The organism is Tenacibaculum holothuriorum, assembly GCF_002120225.1.
GTDB lineage: Bacteria > Bacteroidota > Bacteroidia > Flavobacteriales > Flavobacteriaceae > Polaribacter > Polaribacter holothuriorum.
Genome location: NZ_LAPZ01000005.1, coordinates 255,472 through 276,960, shown reverse-complemented (window position 1 = coordinate 276,960; position 21,489 = coordinate 255,472). Strand labels below are relative to the sequence as shown.

The 21,489-nt window shown below is 33.4% G+C and carries 20 protein-coding genes and 1 riboswitch; of the genes, 17 read left to right on the top strand and 3 right to left on the bottom strand.

From position 1 onward, the window contains the following. Positions 1 to 8: 8 nt before the first annotated feature. From WH52_RS08780 to metF, 17 genes are all read left to right on the top strand, one after another. Complete coding sequence (locus tag WH52_RS08780) at positions 9 to 1,172, top strand: trans-sulfuration enzyme family protein (protein WP_086030573.1); 1,164 nt, start codon at positions 9 to 11, stop codon at positions 1,170 to 1,172. Between the two features lie 31 nt (positions 1,173 to 1,203). Next, complete coding sequence (locus tag WH52_RS08775) at positions 1,204 to 1,611, top strand: RrF2 family transcriptional regulator (RefSeq protein WP_086030572.1); 408 nt, start codon at positions 1,204 to 1,206, stop codon at positions 1,609 to 1,611. A gap of 121 nt (positions 1,612 to 1,732) precedes the next feature. Further along, positions 1,733 to 1,987: a DUF2061 domain-containing protein gene (locus WH52_RS08770; protein ID WP_086030571.1), complete on the top strand. Its 255-nt coding sequence runs from the start codon at positions 1,733 to 1,735 to the stop codon at positions 1,985 to 1,987. Between the two features lie 11 nt (positions 1,988 to 1,998). Then, the gene (locus WH52_RS08765) at positions 1,999 to 2,607 is read left to right on the top strand and encodes a phosphoadenosine phosphosulfate reductase domain-containing protein (RefSeq protein ID WP_086030642.1); all 609 of its coding nucleotides are present in this window, start codon (positions 1,999 to 2,001) and stop codon (positions 2,605 to 2,607) included. Positions 2,608 to 2,618: 11 nt separating this feature from the next. Further along, complete coding sequence (cysD, locus tag WH52_RS08760) at positions 2,619 to 3,524, top strand: sulfate adenylyltransferase subunit CysD (protein ID WP_198938421.1); 906 nt, start codon at positions 2,619 to 2,621, stop codon at positions 3,522 to 3,524. Positions 3,525 to 3,625: 101 nt separating this feature from the next. Further along, entirely contained in the window at positions 3,626 to 4,873 is a 1,248-nt protein-coding gene (locus WH52_RS08755) for a sulfate adenylyltransferase subunit 1 (RefSeq protein WP_086030569.1), read from the top strand. Between the two features lie 12 nt (positions 4,874 to 4,885). Continuing rightward, the gene (locus tag WH52_RS08750; RefSeq protein WP_086030568.1) at positions 4,886 to 5,230 is read left to right on the top strand and encodes a 4Fe-4S dicluster domain-containing protein; all 345 of its coding nucleotides are present in this window, start codon (positions 4,886 to 4,888) and stop codon (positions 5,228 to 5,230) included. Between the two features lie 12 nt (positions 5,231 to 5,242). Further along, the gene (locus WH52_RS08745) at positions 5,243 to 7,345 is read left to right on the top strand and encodes a nitrite/sulfite reductase (RefSeq protein WP_086030567.1); all 2,103 of its coding nucleotides are present in this window, start codon (positions 5,243 to 5,245) and stop codon (positions 7,343 to 7,345) included. Positions 7,346 to 7,356: 11 nt separating this feature from the next. Next, the gene (gene cobA / locus WH52_RS08740) at positions 7,357 to 8,124 is read left to right on the top strand and encodes a uroporphyrinogen-III C-methyltransferase (protein WP_086030566.1); all 768 of its coding nucleotides are present in this window, start codon (positions 7,357 to 7,359) and stop codon (positions 8,122 to 8,124) included. A 2-nt stretch (positions 8,125 to 8,126) separates the two neighbouring features. Beyond that, positions 8,127 to 8,702, top strand: coding sequence for a precorrin-2 dehydrogenase/sirohydrochlorin ferrochelatase family protein (locus tag WH52_RS08735; protein WP_086030565.1), 576 nt, complete (start codon positions 8,127 to 8,129; stop codon positions 8,700 to 8,702). Positions 8,703 to 8,732: 30 nt separating this feature from the next. Next, the gene (locus WH52_RS08730) at positions 8,733 to 9,788 is read left to right on the top strand and encodes an NAD(P)/FAD-dependent oxidoreductase (RefSeq protein ID WP_086030564.1); all 1,056 of its coding nucleotides are present in this window, start codon (positions 8,733 to 8,735) and stop codon (positions 9,786 to 9,788) included. Further along, positions 9,788 to 10,120: a 2Fe-2S iron-sulfur cluster-binding protein gene (locus WH52_RS08725; protein WP_086030563.1), complete on the top strand. Its 333-nt coding sequence runs from the start codon at positions 9,788 to 9,790 to the stop codon at positions 10,118 to 10,120. Before WH52_RS08730 ends, WH52_RS08725 begins: the two co-directional genes overlap by 1 nt. Then, entirely contained in the window at positions 10,120 to 10,872 is a 753-nt protein-coding gene (gene epsC, locus WH52_RS08720) for a serine O-acetyltransferase EpsC (protein WP_086030562.1), read from the top strand. Before WH52_RS08725 ends, epsC begins: the two co-directional genes overlap by 1 nt. 8 nt (positions 10,873 to 10,880) lie before the next feature. After that, entirely contained in the window at positions 10,881 to 11,771 is an 891-nt protein-coding gene (gene cysM, locus WH52_RS08715; protein WP_086030561.1) for a cysteine synthase CysM, read from the top strand. 63 nt (positions 11,772 to 11,834) lie between these two features. After that, a riboswitch (SAM riboswitch) is annotated at positions 11,835 to 11,950 on the top strand. A gap of 49 nt (positions 11,951 to 11,999) precedes the next feature. Then, entirely contained in the window at positions 12,000 to 12,995 is a 996-nt protein-coding gene (locus WH52_RS08710) for a homocysteine S-methyltransferase family protein (RefSeq protein ID WP_086030560.1), read from the top strand. 1 nt (position 12,996) lies between these two features. Continuing rightward, on the top strand, positions 12,997 to 15,672 hold the full coding sequence (gene metH, locus WH52_RS08705) for a methionine synthase (RefSeq protein ID WP_086030559.1): 2,676 nt from the start codon (positions 12,997 to 12,999) through the stop codon (positions 15,670 to 15,672). Positions 15,673 to 15,717: 45 nt separating this feature from the next. Continuing rightward, complete coding sequence (gene metF, locus WH52_RS08700) at positions 15,718 to 16,671, top strand: methylenetetrahydrofolate reductase [NAD(P)H] (protein WP_086030558.1); 954 nt, start codon at positions 15,718 to 15,720, stop codon at positions 16,669 to 16,671. Between the two features lie 20 nt (positions 16,672 to 16,691). On the opposite strand, the gene thrC is transcribed toward metF, so the two are convergent. The 3 genes from thrC to thrA are packed head-to-tail and all read right to left on the bottom strand — an operon-like array spanning position 16,692 to position 21,358. After that, positions 16,692 to 17,972, bottom strand: coding sequence for a threonine synthase (gene thrC, locus WH52_RS08695; RefSeq protein ID WP_086030557.1), 1,281 nt, complete (start codon positions 17,970 to 17,972; stop codon positions 16,692 to 16,694). 4 nt (positions 17,973 to 17,976) lie between these two features. Further along, a complete protein-coding gene (locus WH52_RS08690) occupies positions 17,977 to 18,906 on the bottom strand; it encodes a homoserine kinase (protein WP_086030641.1) in 930 nt (309 codons plus the stop codon). Between the two features lie 10 nt (positions 18,907 to 18,916). Further along, entirely contained in the window at positions 18,917 to 21,358 is a 2,442-nt protein-coding gene (gene thrA / locus WH52_RS08685; protein WP_086030556.1) for a bifunctional aspartate kinase/homoserine dehydrogenase I, read from the bottom strand. Positions 21,359 to 21,489 lie beyond the last annotated feature (131 nt).

Below are 21,489 nucleotides of genomic sequence, written 5' to 3'. Positions count from 1 at the left end.
AATAAATAATGAGTACACCTTTTGAAACATTAGCAATACGAACACAATCTGAACGTTCACAATTTTCTGAACATTCTACACCTTTATATTTAACATCGAGTTTTGTTTTTGATGATGCTGAAGATATGAGAGCCTCTTTTGCAGAAGAAAAAAGTAAGAATTTATATAGCAGATTTTCAAATCCCAATACAACAGAGTTTGTAAATAAAATTGTTCAGATGGAAGGAGCAGAAGCTGGTTATGCTTTTGCAACAGGTATGGCAGCAGTATTTTCTAGTTTTGCAGCTTTATTAAATTCAGGAGATCATATAGTAGCTTGTCGTTCAGTTTTTGGTTCTACACACAGCTTATTCACTAAATATTTTCCGAAGTGGAATATAGAAACCAGTTATTTTAAAATTAATGAAGTTGAAAGAATTGAACAGTTAATTCAACCAAATACTAAGATTTTATATGCAGAAACACCAACGAATCCAGCAGTAGATATTTTAGATTTAGAGCGATTAGGGAAGATTGCAAAAAAGCATAATTTACTATTGGTGATTGATAATTGCTTTGCAACACCATATTTACAAAACCCTATAAAGTTTGGAGCCGATTTAGTGATTCATTCAGCAACAAAATTAATAGATGGTCAAGGTCGTGTTTTGGGAGGTGTAGTGGTTGGTAAAGAAGATTTAGTTCGAGAAATTTACTTGTTTTCAAGAAATACAGGTCCAGCAATGTCACCATTTAACGCTTGGGTGTTATCCAAGAGTTTAGAAACTTTGGCAATTCGGGTAGAAAAACATTGTGAAAATGCATTGAAATTAGCACAGTTTTTAGAAAATCATGCTAAAGTAAAACTAGTAAAATACCCTTTTTTAAAGTCACATCCTCAGTATGAAATAGCAAAAAGGCAAATGAAACTTGGTGGAAATATTGTAGCTTTTGAAGTTATTGGTGGAATTGAACAAGGAAGATCATTTTTAAATAAAATTAAAATGTGCTCATTATCAGCAAATTTAGGAGATACAAGAACTATTGTTACACATCCAGCCTCAACAACACACAGTAAATTGAGTGAAAAAGAACGTTTAGAAGTTGGTATAACTGACGGATTAGTAAGGTGTTCGGTAGGGCTTGAAAATATAGAAGATATAATTAGTGACTTAAAGCAAGCGTTGGATTGATGATTGGAGAATAAAAATGTATTTTTGTAGTATGCTTTCAAAGAAAACTAAATACGGATTAAAGGCTTTGGCTTTTATAGCAAAACAGCCTAAAGGAGAAAAAGTACAAATTGCTACAATTTCCGATAGCGAAAATATTTCGCATAAGTTTTTAGAAAGCATACTACTTACCTTAAGAAAAGCAGGGTTTTTAGGAGCAAAAAAGGGTAAAGGTGGTGGCTATTATATGCTTAAAGAACCTTCAGAAATTAAAATGACTGATGTTATTAGAACTCTCGAAGGACCTATAGCGATGCTACCATGTGTTAGCTTAAATTTTTACGAAAAGTGTGACGATTGTCCAGATGAGGATGCTTGTTCAGTACATCGTTTAATGATTCAAGTTCGTGATAATACCTTACAAGTACTCCGTAATAATACCTTAGCTGATCTAGTTTAAAAATAGAACAAGCATTACCGAATTGTTAATTTTTTAGAAAAAACTTTCATAATTGAAAGATAGTTATACATTTGCACGTTCAAATAACCTAGTATTCCGATAGGGTAATGGAGTTTTAAAAATGATTGTAGAACAAGTATTAGAAAATAAAACAAATTTTAAGGCAGATAAAGATTCTGAAAAATCTATTAGAAGCGTTGTAAAATCTATTAGTTGGAGAGTAATAGGAACTATAGACACCATCTTAATTTCATGGATAATTACAGGGCAAGTAAAAACAGCTTTTTCTATAGGAGCTATTGAATTAATAACAAAAATGCTATTGTATTTTTTTCATGAAAGAGTATGGAACAGTATAAAATGGGGCAGAAAATAAGTGTACAGAACATGGATTTAGAAAAAATAAATGAAGAGTTGAGGCTGAAATCACCTCAAGAAATTATTCGTTGGGCATTAACAATGGCTACCAAACCAGTTATTACTACAAACTTTAGACCTTATGAAGCAGCAATATTACATGTGGTGACTAAAGAAGAACCAACAATTAATGTGATTTGGTGTGATACAGGATATAATACCCCCCAAACATATCAGCATGCAGAAAGTGTAATTGATCAATTAAATTTAACCATCGATTTGTTTGTGCCTAAACAAACGGTAGCTCATAGAAATATATTATTAGGCTTACCAACTGTTGATGATCCAAAACATGCCGTTTTTACTGAGCAAGTAAAATTAGAACCTTTTAAAAGAGCCATAAATATTCATCAACCAGATGTTTGGTTTACCAATTTACGTAAAGGACAAACTGCTTTTAGAGATAGTATAGATATAGTTTCTAAAAATAAAGATGGAGTGTTAAAAGTAAGTCCGTTTTATCATTGGTCAGACGAACAATTAGATCAGTATTTAGAGGAACATAATTTACCAAATGAGTTCAAATATTTTGATCCTACAAAAGTAGAAAGTAACAGAGAATGTGGTTTACATATTTAAAAAATGCAATTATGAACACGAATATAATTAGAGTAGGAACCTTAGAAAGTGAAGCCATATTTATTTTAAGAGAAGTGGTTTCTCAATTTGAAAAACCAGTGCTGTTATTTTCAGGAGGAAAAGATAGCATAACACTGGTACGTTTGGCGCAAAAGGCATTCTATCCTTCAAAAATTCCGTTTCCGTTAATGCATATAGATACAGGTCATAATTTTTCTGAAACTATTGCTTTTAGAGATAAGTTAGTTGAAGAATTAGGAGTAGAATTAATTGTAAGAAGCGTACAAGATAATATCGATGCTGGTAAAGTAAAAGAAGAATCAGGTAAGTATGCTAGCAGAAATATGTTACAAACAGAAACCTTGTTAGATGCTATTGAAGAGTTTGGTTTTGACGCTTGTATTGGAGGTGCTAGAAGAGACGAAGAAAAAGCAAGAGCTAAAGAACGAATTTTTTCGGTTCGTGATGATTTTGGGCAGTGGGATGAAAAAAATCAACGACCAGAATTATTCGATATGTTAAACGGTCGAATTGATTTAGGGCAAAACGTTCGTGTATTTCCAATTTCAAACTGGACAGAATTAGATGTTTGGTCCTACATTCAAAAAGAGAACATCGAAATTCCATCCATCTATTTTGCTCATAAAAGAAAAACCTTTGTAAGAGACGGGCTTATTTGGTCTGCTAATGATGAGGTGGTGTACCGAGAAGAAGATGAAAAAATTGAAGAACGTACTGTAAGATTTAGAACCGTTGGAGATATGAGTTGTACTGCAGCAGTACTATCAAATGCGGTAGATATTGATACAGTGGTAGATGAAATTAGAGAATCAACCATTTCAGAAAGAGGCGCTAGAATTGATGATAAACGATCAGAAGCAGCTATGGAAAAACGCAAACAACAAGGATATTTTTAGTCTTATTACTTAAAAAGGAATCACAAAAAACATCGAACAAAAATTATAAATATAACCCGTGCAAAAATCCCTCTCCTTTGGAGAGGGGTGGGGAGAGGCTTATGAACGTATTAAAAATAGCAACAGCAGGTAGTGTAGATGATGGTAAAAGCACTTTAATAGGACGTATTTTATATGATACTAATTCATTAACTGAAGATAAATTACAAGCAATTGAAGAGAAAAGCGCACAACGCGGATTCGATTATCTAGATTTTTCATTAGCAACCGACGGATTAGTAGCTGAAAGAGAACAAGGAATAACGATTGACGTAGCACACATATATTTTTCAACCCCAAAAACCAGTTTTATTATTGCCGATACTCCTGGGCATATAGAGTATACACGTAATATGGTTACTGGCGCGTCTAATTCGCAAGCTTCAATCATTTTAGTAGATGCTCGAAATGGAGTGGTAGAACAAACCTATCGTCATTTTTTTATCAATAATTTATTACGAGTTAAAGAGGTTATAGTTGCGGTAAATAAGATGGATTTGGTAGATTATTCAGAAGAAAAATTCAACCAAATTAAAGGAGAAATAGAATATTTAGCTGAAAAAAGCGGATTTAAAGATCAGCAATTAACATTTATTCCAATTTCTGCATTACAAGGAGATAACGTAGTAAATACGTCAACAAATATTTCTTGGTACCAAGGAAAAAGTTTGTTAGAATATTTAGAAAATATTGAAATTGAATCGACAGTAGAGGAATTCAAAACAAGGTTTCCAATTCAAACAGTTATCAGACCTAAAACCGAAAATCATCACGATTATCGAGGGTATGCAGGAAAGTTATACGGAGGTAGTTTAGCAGTTGGTGATGAAGTTACCGTGCTTCCATCGGCAACACAATCAAAAGTAAAAAGTATTGAGTTTTTTCAAGAATCTTTTCAAGAAGCAACACCCGGAAGTGCAATTACTGTAACATTAGAAAACGATGTAAACCTAAGTCGTGGTGATATGTTAGTGAAAAAAGGAGAAGAACCACAAGTTGTAAAGCAGTTAGATGCTACTATTTGTTGGATGGATAAAGAACCTCTTAAAACATCCGACAAGTATTATGTAAAGCATGGAGTAAACGATGCTCAAGTAAAAATTACAGGTTTAGATGCCTTAATTCATACCGATTTTTCGGGGGAAGAAGAGCAACCATCACAACTATCATTAAATGAAATAGGAAAGGTGCAACTTAAACTGAGCAAGCCTTTGTTTATAGACACGTATGCCGAAAATAAGTCGAACGGAGCTTTTATTCTCATCAATCCAAAAACGAACAATACTTCTGGAGTTGGATTCATAAACTAAAACAAAAGAATCATGGCAATTATTATAACAGATGAATGCATTAACTGTGGTGCATGCGAACCAGAATGCCCAAATACAGCTATTTACGAAGGTGCAGAAGATTGGACGTATGCTCAAGGAACTAATTTAAAAGGAACTGTAAATTTTCAAGGTAAAAAGTTGAATGCTGATGAAGAGCAAGAACCAATTTCTGATGAATATTATTTCATTGTTCCCGATAAATGTACAGAATGTAAAGGTTTTCATGAAGAACCTCAATGTGCAGCAGTTTGCCCTGTTGATTGTTGTATTCCAGATGAAGACGTAGTTGAAACAGAACAACAACTATTAGAAAAACAAGCGTTTTTACACAACTAAAAAAGAAAAATCATGCAAAGTTTTAGAAGCGAAATAGAAAATCCGGTTGTAGAAAAAGATATTTTAGAACTAGAGAAAAAAATAAGACTTTTTAAAGAAGGTCAAATAGACGAAGAACGTTTTAGAAGTTTGCGTCTAGCGCGCGGAGTTTATGGTCAACGTCAATTAGGCGTACAAATGATTCGTATTAAACTTCCGTACGGAAAAGTTACTAGCGAACAGTTGCATAGAATAGCCAATGTTTCAGATGAATATTCTCGTGGTAGATTGCATATAACTACTCGACAAGACATCCAAATTCATCATGTAAGTTTAGATAGAACTCCAGAGTTATGGGCACAATTAGAAAAAGATGATATTACACTTCGTGAAGCCTGCGGAAATGCGGTTCGAAATGTAACAGCTTCTGAAACTGCTGGGATCGATAAAAACGAACCATTTGATGTAACTCCGTATGCACATGCAACTTTTCAGTTTTTCTTAAGAAGTCCTATATGTCAAGAAATGGGAAGGAAGTTTAAAATTTCTTTTTCAGCGACTGATAAAGATTCAGCGTTAAGCTTTATGCACGATTTAGGTTTTATCGCTAAAACAAAAAATGTTGAAGGTAAAACTATAAAAGGATTCAAAGTTTTATTAGCAGGTGGTTTAGGTTCGCAACCAAGGCATGCCGATGTAATGTATGAGTTTTTAGAAACCGACTTGTTAATTCCTACTATTGAAGGAGTATTACGAGTATTCGATAGATATGGAGAACGTAGTAAGAGAGCAAAAGCACGTTTAAAATTTCTAGTAAAAGACTTAGGATTAGATGAGTTTTTAACTCTAGTTGAAAATGAAAAAAGAGCGTTGGCGTATCAAAATCATCCGATAAATACTTCAGAGTTTGAGAATGAAATTGAGTTTGAATCTTCTGAAATTCCAAAGGTTGAAATTCCAAATAAAAAGGAATATGAATTGTGGAAATCTACTAATGTGATTGCTCAAAAACAAGAAGGATTATTCGCAATAGGAATCAAGGTTCATCTAGGAGATTTTTATACAGACAAAGCTCGAAAATTGGCTGATTTAATCAAAAAATACGGAGCCAATGAATTACGATTTACATTGCGTCAAAATATTTTAATCCGTCATGTACGAGAAGAATTGTTATCGTTTTTCTACACTGAACTAGAAAAATTAGGTTTTGCCGAAAGTGGTTATAATAGTTTGGTTGATATTACAGCTTGCCCTGGAACAGATACTTGTAATCTAGGAATTTCAAGCAGTACAGGAATTGCAGTTGAGCTAGAACGAGTATTAAAAACTGAATATCCGCAGTATGCAAATGTTAAAGAGTTAACCATTAAAATAAGTGGCTGTATGAATGCTTGTGGGCAACACAATATGGCACATATTGGTTTTCAGGGAATGTCGATTAAATCAGGAAATCTTGTTGCACCAGCATTACAAATTTTATTAGGTGGAGGAGTTCTAGGAAACGGACAAGGTCGTTTTGCAGATAAATTAGTCAAAGTTCCTAGTAAAAGAGGGCCAGAAACCTTACGCAGATTGTTAAACGATTTTGAGAAAAATCAACAAAATCAAGAAGATTTTTTGAACTATTATGATCGTTTAGGAAAAACATATTTTTACGATTTATTAAAAGATTTGTCAGACACAAAGAATTTAAATGAAGACGATTTTATCGATTGGGGTCATAATAAAAAATATGTAAAAGCTATTGGTATTGGTGAATGTGCTGGTGTGGTTATCGATTTGGTAGCAACGTTATTGTTTGAAAGCGAAGAGAAAATTGAAAACGCAGCAACTACCATTAAAGAAAAACAATGGTCAGATAGTATTTATTATTCGTATTCGGCATTTGTAAATACAGCTAAAGCCTTGTTAACAGCCGAAGGAGCAAAAACCAATACACATGCAGGAATTATTAAAAATTTCGATGAGATTTTTATTACTGAAAGTAAGTTAGACTTAGGATCACCATTTTCAGAAATAATTTATCAAATCAATAAAAATGAACCTACTGAAGCTTTTGCAAAACAATACTATAAGCAAGTTTCAGAATTTTATAAAAAGGCAGATGCCTATAGAAAAATAGCAGTAGAAAGTTAAAAGTATGGAAGATGAATGTACAATCAAAATTAACAGTAGTAGGAGCAGGTCCCGGTGATAAAGATTTAATCACATTAAAGGCCATTAAAGTATTAAAAGAAGCCGATGTTGTCTTGTATGATGCTTTGGTAAATCCAGAAATTTTAGAATTTATTTCACCGAAGGCAGAGTTAATTTTTGTAGGAAAACGCAGAGGTTGTTATCGTTATCAACAAGAGCAAATTAATGAATTAATTGTTGCTCGTGGGATGAGCCATCATCATATTGTTCGATTAAAAGGAGGTGATCCTTTTATTTTTGGTCGTGGAGCAGAAGAAATGACATATGCAGCATCTCATGGAATGCAAGTTGCTGTGGTTCCAGGTATTTCATCTTCATTTGCTGTACCGGCGTATCAAAATATTCCATTAACTAAAAGAGGTAATTCTGAAAGTTTTTGGGTAATTACGGGTACTACAAAAGAGCATCAACTTTCTAATGATATTGTCTTAGCAGCACAGTCAAATTCAACTGTGGTCATTTTAATGGGCATGGGAAAACTGTCGCAAATCATCACTTTGTTTAAACAACAAAATAAGCACGATTTACCAGTTGCAATTATTCAAAACGGAACGACTCCACAAGAAAAAATTGGAGTTGGTACTGTGGAAACTATTGAAGAAGTAGTTGATGAATTAAAGTTAAGTAATCCTGCAATTATTGTGTTAGGAGAAGTGGTTAAACATCGAAGCGAAATACTAAGAATTCAAGAAGAAATACAAATAAAAGCAGTGGTGTAACTATGGAAGAAAGAAATAATTTATATCCTATTTTTTTAAAAGTAGCACAACTAGAGGTGTTAATTGTAGGAGGAGGATTTGTAGCAGAAGAAAAGCTGCGATTTTTATTAAAATCTAGCCCTAATGCTAAGGTCACTATGGTAGCTCCTTTTTACCGAGAAAAAACCATTGCCATAGCAAAAACTGGAAATACTACCATGTTAAATGGTATTTATGATAAGGATTATTTAGAAGGAAAACACATTATTATTGCCACTACCGATAATCCTGAAGTAAATATGCAAGTGTACCATGATTGTAGAGCTCAGAACAAATTGGTAAATGTAGCTGACAGTCCATCATATTGTGATTTTTACATGGGAGGAATTGTTACCAAAGGAAATGTAAAGGTGGCTATTTCTACCAATGGAAAATCGCCAACAACAGCAAAACGATTACGACAATTTTTTGAAGAGGTTATTCCAGAATCCATAGACGACTTGGTAAAGAATTTAAATACTTATCGAAAATCTATAAAAGGAAATTTTGAACGAAAAGTAGAAACATTAAACGAATTAACCCAAACATTAATTCACTAATCATTTCGATTAGTTAGAGAAGAAAGAAAAATGATTGAAACAGATATATTAATTATAGGAGCAGGACCAACAGGTTTATTTACAGTATTTGAAGCAGGATTGTTAAAGTTACGTTGTCATTTAATTGATGCTTTAGCACAACCAGGAGGGCAATGTTCAGAAATTTATCCTAAAAAACCTATTTACGATATTCCTGCATATCCTGAGATTTTAGCAGGTGATTTAACCAAAAACCTTATGGAACAAATTAAACAATTTGAACCTGGTTTTACCTTAGGTGAAAGAGCAGACACTATCGAAAAACAAGAAGATGGGTCTTTCATTGTAACGACCAATAAAGGAACAAAACACAAAGCAGCAGTAGTAGCAATTGCTGGAGGCTTAGGAAGTTTTGAACCTCGTAAACCGCAAATAGAAAATTTATCTCAATTTGAAGATCATGGAGTGGAGTACATGATTAAAGAACCAGAGCTATATAGAGATAAAGATGTGGTAATTGCTGGAGGAGGAGATTCTGCACTCGATTGGTCTATATTTTTAACAGATGTAGCAAAATCGGTAACATTAATTCATAGAAGAAACGAGTTTAGAGGAGCGTTAGATTCTGTAGAAAAAGTACAAGAGCTTAAAAACTTAGGAAAAATAAATCTAATTACACCAGCAGAAGTTAAAGGAATCTTAGGTAAAGATCATGTTACAGGTGTAGTTGTAGAACAAAAAGGAAGTGAACCTTTTATTGTAGATACAGATCATTTCATTCCACTATTCGGGTTAGCACCTAAGTTAGGACCTATTGCAAATTGGGGATTAGAAATCGAAAAAAATGCCATTAAGGTAAATAATGCATTAGATTACCAAACAAATATTCCAGGAATTTACGCTATAGGTGACGTAAATACCTATCCGGGAAAACTCAAGCTAATTTTATGTGGATTCCACGAAGCAACCTTAATGTGCCAAAGTGCCTATAAACGTATTTACCCAGATAAAAAATATGTAATGAAATATACTACTGTAGGAGGAGTTACAGGTTTTGACGGAACTAAAAAAGAAGCACCGAAAGCAGTGGTAAAAGCTATTGAATAATGGAAGTAGATATCAACATTAAAATAAAAGACAGAGCAGGAATAATCCATGAAGTAGTAGCTCCCACAGATATGGCTATGAATTTAATGGAGGTTGTAAAATCGTATGAGTTAGCTCCAGAAGGAACCATTGGTATTTGTGGAGGAATGGCTATGTGTGCTTCTTGTCAATGTTATGTGGTATCAAATCATGAACTCCCAGAAAAAACAGATGATGAAGATGCAATGTTAGCAGAAGCATTCGACGTTCAAGAGAATAGCAGATTAGGATGTCAAATACAAATGACACCCGAATGTGAAGGATTAGAAGTAGAATTAGCACCAGAATCATAATGGAAACATCTGAAAGAAAAAAACTGAAAGTATATCCACTAAAATTAAAAGATGAAGTAGCACATTTAACAAAACAATTGTTTTATAGTTTGTTTGATGATGTTTATGATTTAGAATATAAAAGAGATATCAAAAATAGTTTCTGTTACATTTCAGAAGTGTTAGGAGAATCTCAAGCAGAACAACTATGGAGTCAATTTCAAAATAATTTCGAAACCATTAGATATAAACTTGATTTAGATGCTACTGCTTTCGAAAAGTCAGATCCTGCATGTAAAAGCTTAGACGAGGTATATTTAGCATATCCAGGTTTTCATGCCATAGCTATTTATCGATTGAGTCATGAGTTGTATAAACTAAAAAAATATATACTCGCTAGAATGATGAGTGAATATGCACATAGTATAACTGGAGTCGATATTCATCCTGGAGCTGCTATTGGAGAATCTTTTTTTATAGATCATGCTACAGGAATTGTTATAGGAGAAACCACGCAAATAAAAGACCACGTTAAAATTTATCAAGGAGTTACTTTGGGCGGAATCCAAGTAAAAAAAGAATTAGCAGAAGTTAAGAGACATCCAACGATAAAAAGTAATGTAACCATATATGCAAATGCAACCATTTTAGGAGGTGATGTGGTAATTGGAGCTAACAGTATTATTGGAGCTAATGTGTGTGTAACCAAATCAGTACCCGAAAATTCTATCGTAATTCATCAATCAGAAAATAATATTTCTACCAGAAAATAGTATAAAAAATGAAGACTAAAAAAATTACCGATTTTGTAGGAAATACGCCTTTGGTAGAAGCTACAAATCTTATTAATAAAGAAAACGTAAAATTATTATTAAAATTAGAAGGAAATAATCCTGGAGGAAGTGTAAAAGATCGTGCTGCATACAACATGATTTTCGAAGCGTTGAACCGAAGAAACATCAAGAAAGGAGATCATTTAATTGAAGCCACAAGTGGAAACACAGGAATTGCCTTAGCTTTTATTGCCAAAGTTTTAGGATTGCATATGACCTTGGTAATGCCAGAAAATGCTACTGCAGAACGTGTTAAAACAATGAAAGCTTACGGAGCAGAAGTTTTATTAACACCAAAGGAAGAAGGAATTGAAGGTTCTCGAGATTTAGCTCAAAAGATTAGATATAAAAAAGGATATTTTATGCTAAATCAATTTGAAAATAATGATAATTGGAAGGCACATTATAAAACCACAGGCCCTGAAATTTGGAGAGATACAGAAGGAGAAGTGACTCATTTTGTTTCTGCAATGGGAACTACAGGAACCATAATGGGAGTATCAACCTATTTAAAAGAACAAAATCAAGCGATTCAAATAATAGGAGCACAACCTACCGATGGCTCAAGAATTCCAGGAATTAGAAAATGGTCGCAAGAATATTTACCTAAAATTTTTGACCGTTCAAAAGTAGATCAAATTATAGAAGTAAGTGAAAATCAAGCTCGTAATATGGCAAGGAAATTAGCTAGTAAAGAAGGTGTTTTTGGAGGAATGAGTAGTGGAGGAGCTGTACATACAGCTTTACAAGTAGCCGAGAAAATAGATGAAGGAGTTATCGTTGCTGTTATTTGCGATATTGGTGATAGGTATTTGTCATCCGATTTATTTAATTATTAAAGTTTGTTTCAAACAAAAAAACTTTGTTAATTTGTATCATATTTAGTTCATTAAATTAACTGTTAGTTATCAAGAAAGGTGGAGGGAATAGACCCTTTGAAACCTTAGCAACCCTTTGCATATGCAAAGAAGGTGCTACATTCTACCCAATCAATTTTAAGATTGTGGAGAGATAACGAAAAGAATTTTCTTCTCTTTTCCTGATAACTTCATTTATAAAATCAGGAAATGTCCAACATTTATCAAGAAATACAAAAAAGAATTCTCGTGCTCGATGGAGCTATGGGAACAATGCTTCAGGAGTATAAATTTACTGAAGAAGATTTTAGAGGAGAACGGTTTAAAGGTTTTCCAATTCCACTTCAAGGGAATAATGATTTGTTATCAATTACTCAGCCAGAAGCAGTAAAGGAGGTACATAGAAAATACTTTGCCGCTGGTGCAGATATTGTAGAAACCAATACGTTTTCAGGAACTACTATAGCTATGGCAGATTATCAGATGGAAGATCTAGTATATGAGCTTAATTATGAGTCGGCTAAAATAGCAAAAGAAGTAGCAGAAGAATTTACTCAATTAACCCCTAGTAAACCAAGGTTTGTTGCTGGTTCAATCGGGCCAACCAACAGAACAGCTAGTATGTCCCCGGATGTAAATGATCCGGGGTATCGTGCTGTTACTTTTGATGAGTTAAGAATAGCATATAAACAACAAATAGAAGCTTTGTTAGATGGAGGAGCAGATATTTTATTGGTAGAAACGGTTTTTGATACATTAAATGCTAAAGCATGTTTATTTGCTATAGAAGAAGTAAAAGAAGAAAGAAGTATTGAAGTGCCAATTATGGTTTCTGGAACCATAACAGATGCTTCTGGTAGAACTTTATCGGGTCAAACTGCTGAAGCTTTTTTAATTTCTATCTCACATTTGCCGTTGTTGTCTGTAGGTTTTAATTGTGCTTTAGGAGCTAATTTATTACAACCTCATCTAGAAGCTGTAGCTCCAAAAACAGATTTTGCTATTTCTGCACACCCAAATGCGGGTTTACCAAATGCTTTTGGAGAGTACGATGAAACTCCAGAAGAAATGGCTCAGCAAATAGAAGAATATCTTAAAAAGGGATTAATCAATATTATTGGTGGTTGTTGTGGTACTACTCCTGCTCATATTAATGCAATTGCAGAGGTAGCGAGTAAATACTCACCTAGAAAAGTAGTGATTTAATATGGAGACAGAATGTAAAAGATATATGAGATTAAGCGGTTTAGAACCGTTAATAATTACTCCTGAAAGTAATTTTATAAATGTAGGCGAGCGAACTAATGTGGCAGGTTCTCGAAAATTTCTTCGTTTAATTAAAGAAGAGAAGTATGATGAAGCCTTAGCTATAGCAAGGCATCAGGTAGATGGAGGAGCTCAAATTATCGATATTAATATGGACGATGGTTTGATAGATGGAAAAGAAGCTATGGTTAAGTTCTTAAACTTAATTGCTGCAGAACCAGATATTTGTCGAGTGCCCATAATGATTGATAGTTCTAAATGGGAAATTATAGAAGCTGGTCTGCAAGTTGTTCAGGGCAAATGTGTTGTTAATTCTATTTCGCTTAAAGAAGGAGAAGAAAAATTTATTTGGGAGGCTAAGCAAATAAAACGTTACGGAGCCGCGGTTATTATAATGGCTTTTGATGAAGTTGGTCAAGCAGATAATTATCAGAGAAGAATAGAAATAGCAGAACGCTCGTATAGATTATTAGTGGACATTGTCCACTTTCCGCCAGAAGATATCATATTCGATTTAAACATATTTCCGGTAGCAACAGGAATGGAAGAGCATAGAAAAAATGCAATTGATTTTATAGAAGCTACTAGATGGGTGCGTGAGAACTTAGCTCATGTTAGTGTAAGCGGAGGAGTGAGTAATGTGTCTTTTTCGTTCAGAGGAAATAATACAGTAAGAGAAGCAATGCATTCAGTGTTTTTATACTATGCTATTCAAGCAGGTATGAATATAGGTATTGTTAATCCTACTATGTTAGAAGTGTACGATGACATACCTAAAGATTTATTAGAGCATATAGAAGATGTAATTCTAGATAGACGAGACGATGCAACGGAGCGCCTATTAGAGTTTGCTGAAACTGTTAAAGGAAAGAAAAAAGAAGACGATGTTACTGCTTTAGAATGGAGAAAAGGATCACTTCAAGAACGTATAACCCATTCATTGGTTAAAGGAATTGATGCTTTTATAGTAGAAGATGCAGAAGAGGCTAGAAAGAGTGTAGAAAGACCTTTGCATGTTATTGAAGGACATTTAATGACAGGTATGAATGTGGTGGGTGATTTATTTGGAAGTGGAAAAATGTTCCTACCTCAGGTAGTAAAGTCTGCACGTGTAATGAAAAAAGCGGTAGCGTATTTAAATCCGTTTATTGAGGCAGAAAAAGGAGAAGAACAGCAAGCTTTAGGAAGAATTTTAATGGCTACTGTAAAAGGCGATGTGCACGATATAGGCAAGAATATTGTATCGGTAGTGTTGGGGTGTAACAACTATGAAATTATCGATTTAGGAGTGATGGTTCCGCCAGAAAAGATTATAGAAACAGCTAAAAAAGAAAAAGTAGATGCTATAGGTTTAAGCGGATTAATTACCCCGTCTTTAGATGAGATGGTGTATCTAGCTAAGGAGATGGAGCGTGAAAACTTAGATATTCCATTATTAATAGGTGGTGCAACGACTTCTAAAGCTCATACAGCTGTTAAGATAGACACGCAATATAAAAACGCAGTGGTACATATTAATGATGCTTCTAGGGCGGTTACGGTAGTTGGTGATTTGCTAAATAAAAATATCCGAAATGAGTATGTAGCAAAACTAAAAGAGGATTACGAAGAGTTTAGAGATAAGTTCTTAAAGCGTGGTAAATCAAAATCGTATGTAAGCCTTGAAGAAGCTCGAAAGCGAAAGTTTGTTATTAATTGGGATGAGGTGGAGATTAATAAACCAAAAGAATTAGGAGTTCAAATTTTAGAACAAGTGAGTTTAAAAGAATTGATTCCGTTTTTTGACTGGTCTCCGTTTTTTCGTTCATGGGATTTACATGGTAAGTTTCCAAATATTTTAGAAGACGAGTTGGTGGGGGAACAAGCAACTAATTTGTATCAAGATGCTCAAAATATATTGAATGAAATTGTTGCCAATCAATCCTTGAAGCCGAAAGCAATTTTTGGATTGTTTGAGGCAAATACTGTTAATGATGATGATATTTCTGTGCAGAAAAAAGGAAAAGAAATAACTGTTTTTAGAACACTTCGTCAACAATTAAAAAAGAGAGAGGGAAAGTTTAATTATGCTTTGGCAGATTTTATTGCTCCTAAAGAAACGGGTAAAACAGATTATATAGGTAGTTTTTGTACAGCTGTTTTTGGAGCTGATGAACTGGCAAACAAGTATAAAGAACAGCAAGACGATTATAACGCCATAATGGTACAGGCCTTGGCTGATCGCTTTGCAGAAGCTTTTGCGGAGTACTTACATCATAGGGTTCGTACACAACACTGGGGATATGCTAGCAATGAAAATTTGAGTAACGAAGAATTAATAAAAGAAAGTTATAAAGGTATTCGTCCAGCTCCAGGTTATCCTGCTTGTCCAGATCATTTAGAAAAAGAAACTATTTGGCAATTGCTGGATGTTGAGGAGCGTATTGGTGTGAGCTTAACAGAAAGCCTAGCAATGTGGCCAGCAGCAGCAGTTTCGGGGTATTACTTTGCCAATGAACAAGCTGCCTATTTTGGTTTAGGTAAGATTACCGATGACCAAGTACGAGATTTTTCTAATAGAAAAGGAATATCGTTAGAAAAAGCAAGAAAATGGTTGCACCCCAATATTGCGGAATAATAAAAGATTAAACACAACTAGTGCTTAGCGCTCAAAACTAGAATAATGAAAGTAACAGAACATATAGAGAAAGCAAAAGAAACAATTTTTTCTTTTGAAATATTACCACCATTAAAAGGACAAAATATTCAATCGATCTTTGAAAATATTGACCCCTTAATGGAGTTTAACCCTCCTTTTATAGATGTAACATACCATAGAGAAGAATATGTGTATAAGGAACTAAATGGAGGTTTGTTAAAAAAACAGGTGGTTAAAAAAAGACCTGGTACGGTTGGTATTTGTGCGGCTATACAAAACAAATATCAAGTAGATGCGGTACCCCATATTTTGTGTGGTGGATTTACTAAAGAAGATACCGAGAATTTTTTAATAGATTTAGATTTTTTAGGAATAGATAACGTAGTGGCGTTGCGAGGTGATGCCGTTAAAAGTGAAACCTATTTTAAAGCAGAAAAAGAAGGGCATAGGTATGCTAGTGAATTAGTAACCCAAATACAAGACTTAAATGAAGGAGCCTATTTAGATGAAGAATTACAAAATTCTTCAGAAACTGATTTTTGTATAGGAGTTGCAGGCTATCCAGAAAAGCACATGGAAGCTCCTAGTTTAGATTCAGATATTCATTTTTTAAAAAAGAAAATAGCTAATGGAGCAGATTATATTGTAACTCAGATGTTTTTTGATAACCAAAAGTATTTTGAATTTGTAGATAAATGTAGAAAAGAAGGAATTACAGTACCTATTATTCCTGGTTTAAAACCGTTGTCGACCAAAAAACAATTAAACTTAATACCACATCGCTTTCATGTAGATTTACCAGATGCTTTAATTAAAGAAGTGGTTAAATGCAAAGACAATAAAGAAGTAAGGCAAGTAGGGATAGATTGGTGTATACAGCAGAGTAAAGAGTTAAAAAAAGCTGGTATACCTGTATTACATTACTATTCTATGGGTAAGAGTGATAACATACAACAAATAGCCAAAGAAGTTTTTTAAACTTCTTTGGCTATGTAGCATTATTTATTCAAGAAATCTTTTAATTCCTGATAACTTGAAATTAGTATCGACTTTTTTTCTTTGTGCATAATTTCCTGAATCTGTTCAGGTATGGTTAAAGATGTTTGTAAAGTTTCTTCAACAACATCTAAAAACTTAACAGGGTGAGCAGTTTCTAAAAAGATTCCATAACTATTATTAAGATTAAACTCTTTAAGTCCTAAATACCCCACAGCTCCATGCGGGTCTGCAATATAATTTGAGTTTGAATATAGAGCTTTCATAGCTTCTTTTGTTTGCTCATCAGAAAAAGAATAGGATGAAAAAGCGTTTTTCAATTCCTCTAAATTATTGTTGAATAACTCTTGAATTCGAATAAAATTACTCGGATTTCCAACATCCATCGCATTTGATATAGTCGCTACAGACGGTTGAGGTTTGTACTCACCACTCTCTAAATAGTTTGGAACTGTTTTATTACTATTGGTAGATGCAATAAAATGTTTAATAGGTAAACCTAGTTTTTGAGCCATAATTCCTGCACAAATATTTCCGAAGTTTCCAGAAGGAACAGAAAAAACAGAATCTTTATTTGTTTTATAAACTTGCTTATAGGCAAAGAAAAAATAAAACATTTGTGGTAACCACCGAGCAATGTTAATAGAGTTGGCTGAGGTTAATTTTCGTTGAATATCAGCATCTAAAAAAGCTGTTTTTACCATGTCTTGGCAATCATCAAAAGTACCATTTACTTCGAGCGCTGTAATGTTTTTTCCTAAAGTAGTAAGTTGTTTTTCTTGAATATCACTAACTTTTTTACTTGGATATAAAATCACTACTTTAACACCAGGTACATCTAAAAAACCATTGGCAACAGCACCACCTGTGTCACCAGAAGTAGCAACTAACACAGTAACTTCTTGATTATTATTTTTGTTGAAATAACCAAGACATCGCGCCATAAATCGCGCCCCAACATCTTTAAAAGCCATTGTAGGACCGTGAAAAAGTTCAAGAGTTCCGATATTATTTTCAATAGGAATAACAGGAAAATCAAAATTAATGGTTTCGGCAATTAACTGTTTAAGAATGTCTTTTGGAATTTCATCTCCAACGAATTGTTCTATAGCTTTAAAAGCAATTTCTTCATTGGAGAAAGTATCAATGTTGTCAAAAAAATGCTGATCTAAAGGTTTGATTTCTTCAGGAAAATAAAGCCCTTTATCTGGAGCTAACCCGTTTATTACAGCTTCTCGAAAACTTACTTTTGGTGATGTTTTATGTAAACTAAAATAGTTCATAATATTAGTATTGTTCTAAAATTTTTATTCCTTGTGTATTTACTTCCGAAGTAATTATTGAAAAGTTTATTGAAGTGGTTTTATATGCATTTTTTACAGCATCATAAACCTTATTCATATTTGCATCTCCTTTACATAAAGCAAAAATACTTGGGCCAGAACCTGAAATTCCTGCACCGAGAGCACCTGCTTTAATAGCCGTAGATTTTACCAAATCAAAATGTGGAATTAAATGTTTTCTTACAGGTTCAACAATAATATCTACTAAAGAATTCCCTATCAATTCATAATCATTGCTATACAGACCACTAATTAGTCCTCCAACATTAGCCCATTGTTTTACAGCATTTTTTAAAGGAATTTCCTTTGGTAAAACATCTCTGGCATCTTTTGTTTTTACAGTTACTTCTGGATGAATACAAACCAAACGAAGTTCAATAGGAACAGGAATTTTTACAATGTCTAACGGATCGTAATTTCGAACAAGTACAAAGCCACCATAAAGAGCTGCCGAAACATTATCGGCAATCGGTGAACCACAAGTCGCTTCTTCACCTAACATAGCAAATTGGGTAAGTTCTAAAAGCGAAAAAGGATTCCCTAATAATTGATTTACGCCAAACGCAGCACCCGCTGCACTTGCAGCACTACTACCTAAACCGCTACCAGGTTTATAACCTTTATGGATTTCAATATCAATTCCAAAGTTTGGTGAAACTTGTTGTAACATTGCATTGGCAACGACACCAGCAGCATTTTTATTTATGTCTGTCGGTAAAGAAGCTCCAGTAATTTTTTTAATTCGAATTCCTTTTTCGTCGGATTTTTCGAAGGACATTTGATCACCCAAATTATCAATAGCCAATCCTAATGAATCGAATCCGCAAGAAACGTTAGCAACAGTAGCAGGAGCAAATATTTTTAAATATTTCATGATTGATGTTTTAAAAATTAGCAATTCGAATTACATCAGCAAAAATACCTGAGGCAGTAACTTCTGCACCAGCACCAGCTCCTTTAATTTGTAGTGGATTTACAGGATATCTATCTGTGTAAAACAACACAATATTATCGCTACCATCTAGATTATAAAAAGGATGTTCTGGGGTAATATGTTGTAAACCAACGTGTGCTTTACCATCTTTAAATTCAGCAACATATTTTAAACGAGCATTATCGTTTTTTGCATTTTTATATAGTTCTTGAAACTGATTTTCATACTTTTTTAAAGAAGCATAAAAATCTTCATTATTAGTAGTGTTTAAACTTTCTTCTGGTAAAAAAGAGTTGTTTTTAATGTTAGAAAGTTCTAATTGATAACCACTTTCTCTAGCTAAAATTAAAATTTTTCGAGCTACGTCTATTCCGCTTAAATCAATCTTAGGATCAGGTTCTGTATATCCTTGCGCTTGCGCATCGGCAACTACATCGTGAAATGTATTTGTATCATTAAAATTATTAAAAACAAAGTTTAAAGTTCCCGATAAAACTGCTTGTATTTTATGAACTCTATCACCTGAGGCGATTAAGTTTTTTAAAGTATCTATTATCGGTAATCCAGCTCCAACGTTGGTTTCAAACAAAAACGGAGCGTTATATTTATTAGAAACTTTTTTAAGTTTTAAATAATTTTCAAATTCTGATGCACAAGCAATTTTATTACAAGTTACTACTGCAATATTATTTTGTAAATAGCTTTCGTACATAGTAGCAACGTGTGCACTAGCAGTGTTATCTACAAAAACAGAATTACGAAAATTGTAGGATTTAGTTTTGTTTAAAAAGTCTTCTAAGCCACCAGTTTCTCCTTGTTGTAATGATTCTTTCCAATGGCTTAAATCAATTCCTTCATCGTTAAAATACATTTTCTTAGAATTGGCGATACCAATAACACGAATATTTAATTTTAAATGTTCTCGTAAATAATCTTTTTGTTGCTGAAGTTGAGCTAAAAAGCGTTCACCAACATTACCTACACCAGTTACAAAAAGATTGAGTTGTTTTATTTTTTCTTCAAAAAATTGTTCATGTAAAGTATTTAAAGCCTTTTTAGCATTGTTAGCATTAATTACTGCTGAAATATTTTTTTCTGAAGCACCTTGAGCTATAGCACGAACATTTACATTGTTTTTACCTAAAGCACTAAACATTTGCCCGCTTAAACCTTGATGGTTTTTCATATGGTCTCCAACGATGGCAATTATGGAAAGTTCATTTTCAATATAGATTGAAGAAATTTTTTGCTGTGTTATTTCTAAGGCAAAATTTTCATTTAAAATTTGACTTGCTACATCAGCATCACTTGAATAAATTCCAACACAAATTGAATGTTCTGAAGAAGCTTGAGTAATTAATACTACATTAATTTTATGGAATGAAAGCGTTTCAAACAATCGTTTTGAAAATCCAGGAATGCCAATCATGCCACTGCCTTCAATAGTAAGTAAACTGATATTGTCGATATAGGATATTCCTTTTATTGGATTTCCATTTTTTGCAGATTTACTAATTAGAGTTCCAGGATTTTCAGGTTCAAAAGTGTTTTTAATTCTTATAGGAATATTTTTTCCTAAAACAGGTTGAATGGTTGGTGGGTACAAGACTTTAGCTCCGAAATGAGATAATTCCATAGCTTCTTCATACGAAATTTCTGCTATCGGAAAAGCTTGTTTTACTACAGCAGGATTTGCCGTAAACATACCGCTTACGTCGGTCCATATTTGTAGTTCTTCTGCGTTTAATGTTGCTGCATAAATTGCTGCTGAATAATCGGATCCACCTCTACCTAAGGTAGTAATTTCTTGTTGGTTATTTTGAGCAATAAATCCGCCAGCAATTATAATTTGATTGTTATTCTTATTGCAAAACTCTTGAATAGCAGTATCAGTGTTTTCAAAATTAACTTCAGCATCTATGTAATTACCATTGGCATTAATTAGTGTAGAACTATCTGCGTGAACAGCGTCTAATTTTTCACTGGCTGCTGCCGCTATAATGTAAGAAGACATTCGTTCTCCAAAACTTGAAACTTTTGCTAAAGTTTTATCAGATAATTCTTGTAAAAGATAAATACCATGATAAATAGCAGAGAGTTGATTGAGTAAATTATGAATATGAGTTTTTACAACAGCTTGTCTTTCAGAATGAATCAATTCAGAAATAACAGCAAAATGATGCTCTTTTATTTTTGAAATTGCTTCATCAATTTTAGATTGATTTTCTAAAGCAGTATGAGCCGTTTCGATTAGATTATTGGTCGTTTTTCCGAATGCAGAAACGATTACGACTACTTTTTCTTGTTTTGATATCTGTTGTACAATTTGTAAAACAGCTTTTATGTTTTGATGATTGGCAACTGATGATCCGCCAAATTTTAAAACTTTCATTTTAATTTAATTAAAGGTAATAAACGGGATGTTTTTTAAATTAATTATCTGTTTTCGATTTTTCGAAAATATAATTATAGCCTAAGATGATATGTATAAAAATGACCCCCTAAAGGGTACCCGTTGTAATT

Coding starts and splice junctions, on each gene's coding strand:
- WH52_RS08780 (WP_086030573.1), top strand. CDS start 9: ATGAGTACACCTTTTGAAACATTAGCAATACGAACACAATCTGAACGT.
- WH52_RS08775 (WP_086030572.1), top strand. CDS start 1,204: ATGCTTTCAAAGAAAACTAAATACGGATTAAAGGCTTTGGCTTTTATA.
- WH52_RS08770 (WP_086030571.1), top strand. CDS start 1,733: ATGATTGTAGAACAAGTATTAGAAAATAAAACAAATTTTAAGGCAGAT.
- WH52_RS08765 (WP_086030642.1), top strand. CDS start 1,999: ATGGATTTAGAAAAAATAAATGAAGAGTTGAGGCTGAAATCACCTCAA.
- cysD (WP_198938421.1), top strand. CDS start 2,619: ATGAACACGAATATAATTAGAGTAGGAACCTTAGAAAGTGAAGCCATA.
- WH52_RS08755 (WP_086030569.1), top strand. CDS start 3,626: ATGAACGTATTAAAAATAGCAACAGCAGGTAGTGTAGATGATGGTAAA.
- WH52_RS08750 (WP_086030568.1), top strand. CDS start 4,886: ATGGCAATTATTATAACAGATGAATGCATTAACTGTGGTGCATGCGAA.
- WH52_RS08745 (WP_086030567.1), top strand. CDS start 5,243: ATGCAAAGTTTTAGAAGCGAAATAGAAAATCCGGTTGTAGAAAAAGAT.
- cobA (WP_086030566.1), top strand. CDS start 7,357: ATGAATGTACAATCAAAATTAACAGTAGTAGGAGCAGGTCCCGGTGAT.
- WH52_RS08735 (WP_086030565.1), top strand. CDS start 8,127: ATGGAAGAAAGAAATAATTTATATCCTATTTTTTTAAAAGTAGCACAA.
- WH52_RS08730 (WP_086030564.1), top strand. CDS start 8,733: ATGATTGAAACAGATATATTAATTATAGGAGCAGGACCAACAGGTTTA.
- WH52_RS08725 (WP_086030563.1), top strand. CDS start 9,788: ATGGAAGTAGATATCAACATTAAAATAAAAGACAGAGCAGGAATAATC.
- epsC (WP_086030562.1), top strand. CDS start 10,120: ATGGAAACATCTGAAAGAAAAAAACTGAAAGTATATCCACTAAAATTA.
- cysM (WP_086030561.1), top strand. CDS start 10,881: ATGAAGACTAAAAAAATTACCGATTTTGTAGGAAATACGCCTTTGGTA.
- WH52_RS08710 (WP_086030560.1), top strand. CDS start 12,000: ATGTCCAACATTTATCAAGAAATACAAAAAAGAATTCTCGTGCTCGAT.
- metH (WP_086030559.1), top strand. CDS start 12,997: ATGGAGACAGAATGTAAAAGATATATGAGATTAAGCGGTTTAGAACCG.
- metF (WP_086030558.1), top strand. CDS start 15,718: ATGAAAGTAACAGAACATATAGAGAAAGCAAAAGAAACAATTTTTTCT.
- thrC (WP_086030557.1), bottom strand. CDS start 17,972: ATGAACTATTTTAGTTTACATAAAACATCACCAAAAGTAAGTTTTCGA.
- WH52_RS08690 (WP_086030641.1), bottom strand. CDS start 18,906: ATGAAATATTTAAAAATATTTGCTCCTGCTACTGTTGCTAACGTTTCT.
- thrA (WP_086030556.1), bottom strand. CDS start 21,358: ATGAAAGTTTTAAAATTTGGCGGATCATCAGTTGCCAATCATCAAAAC.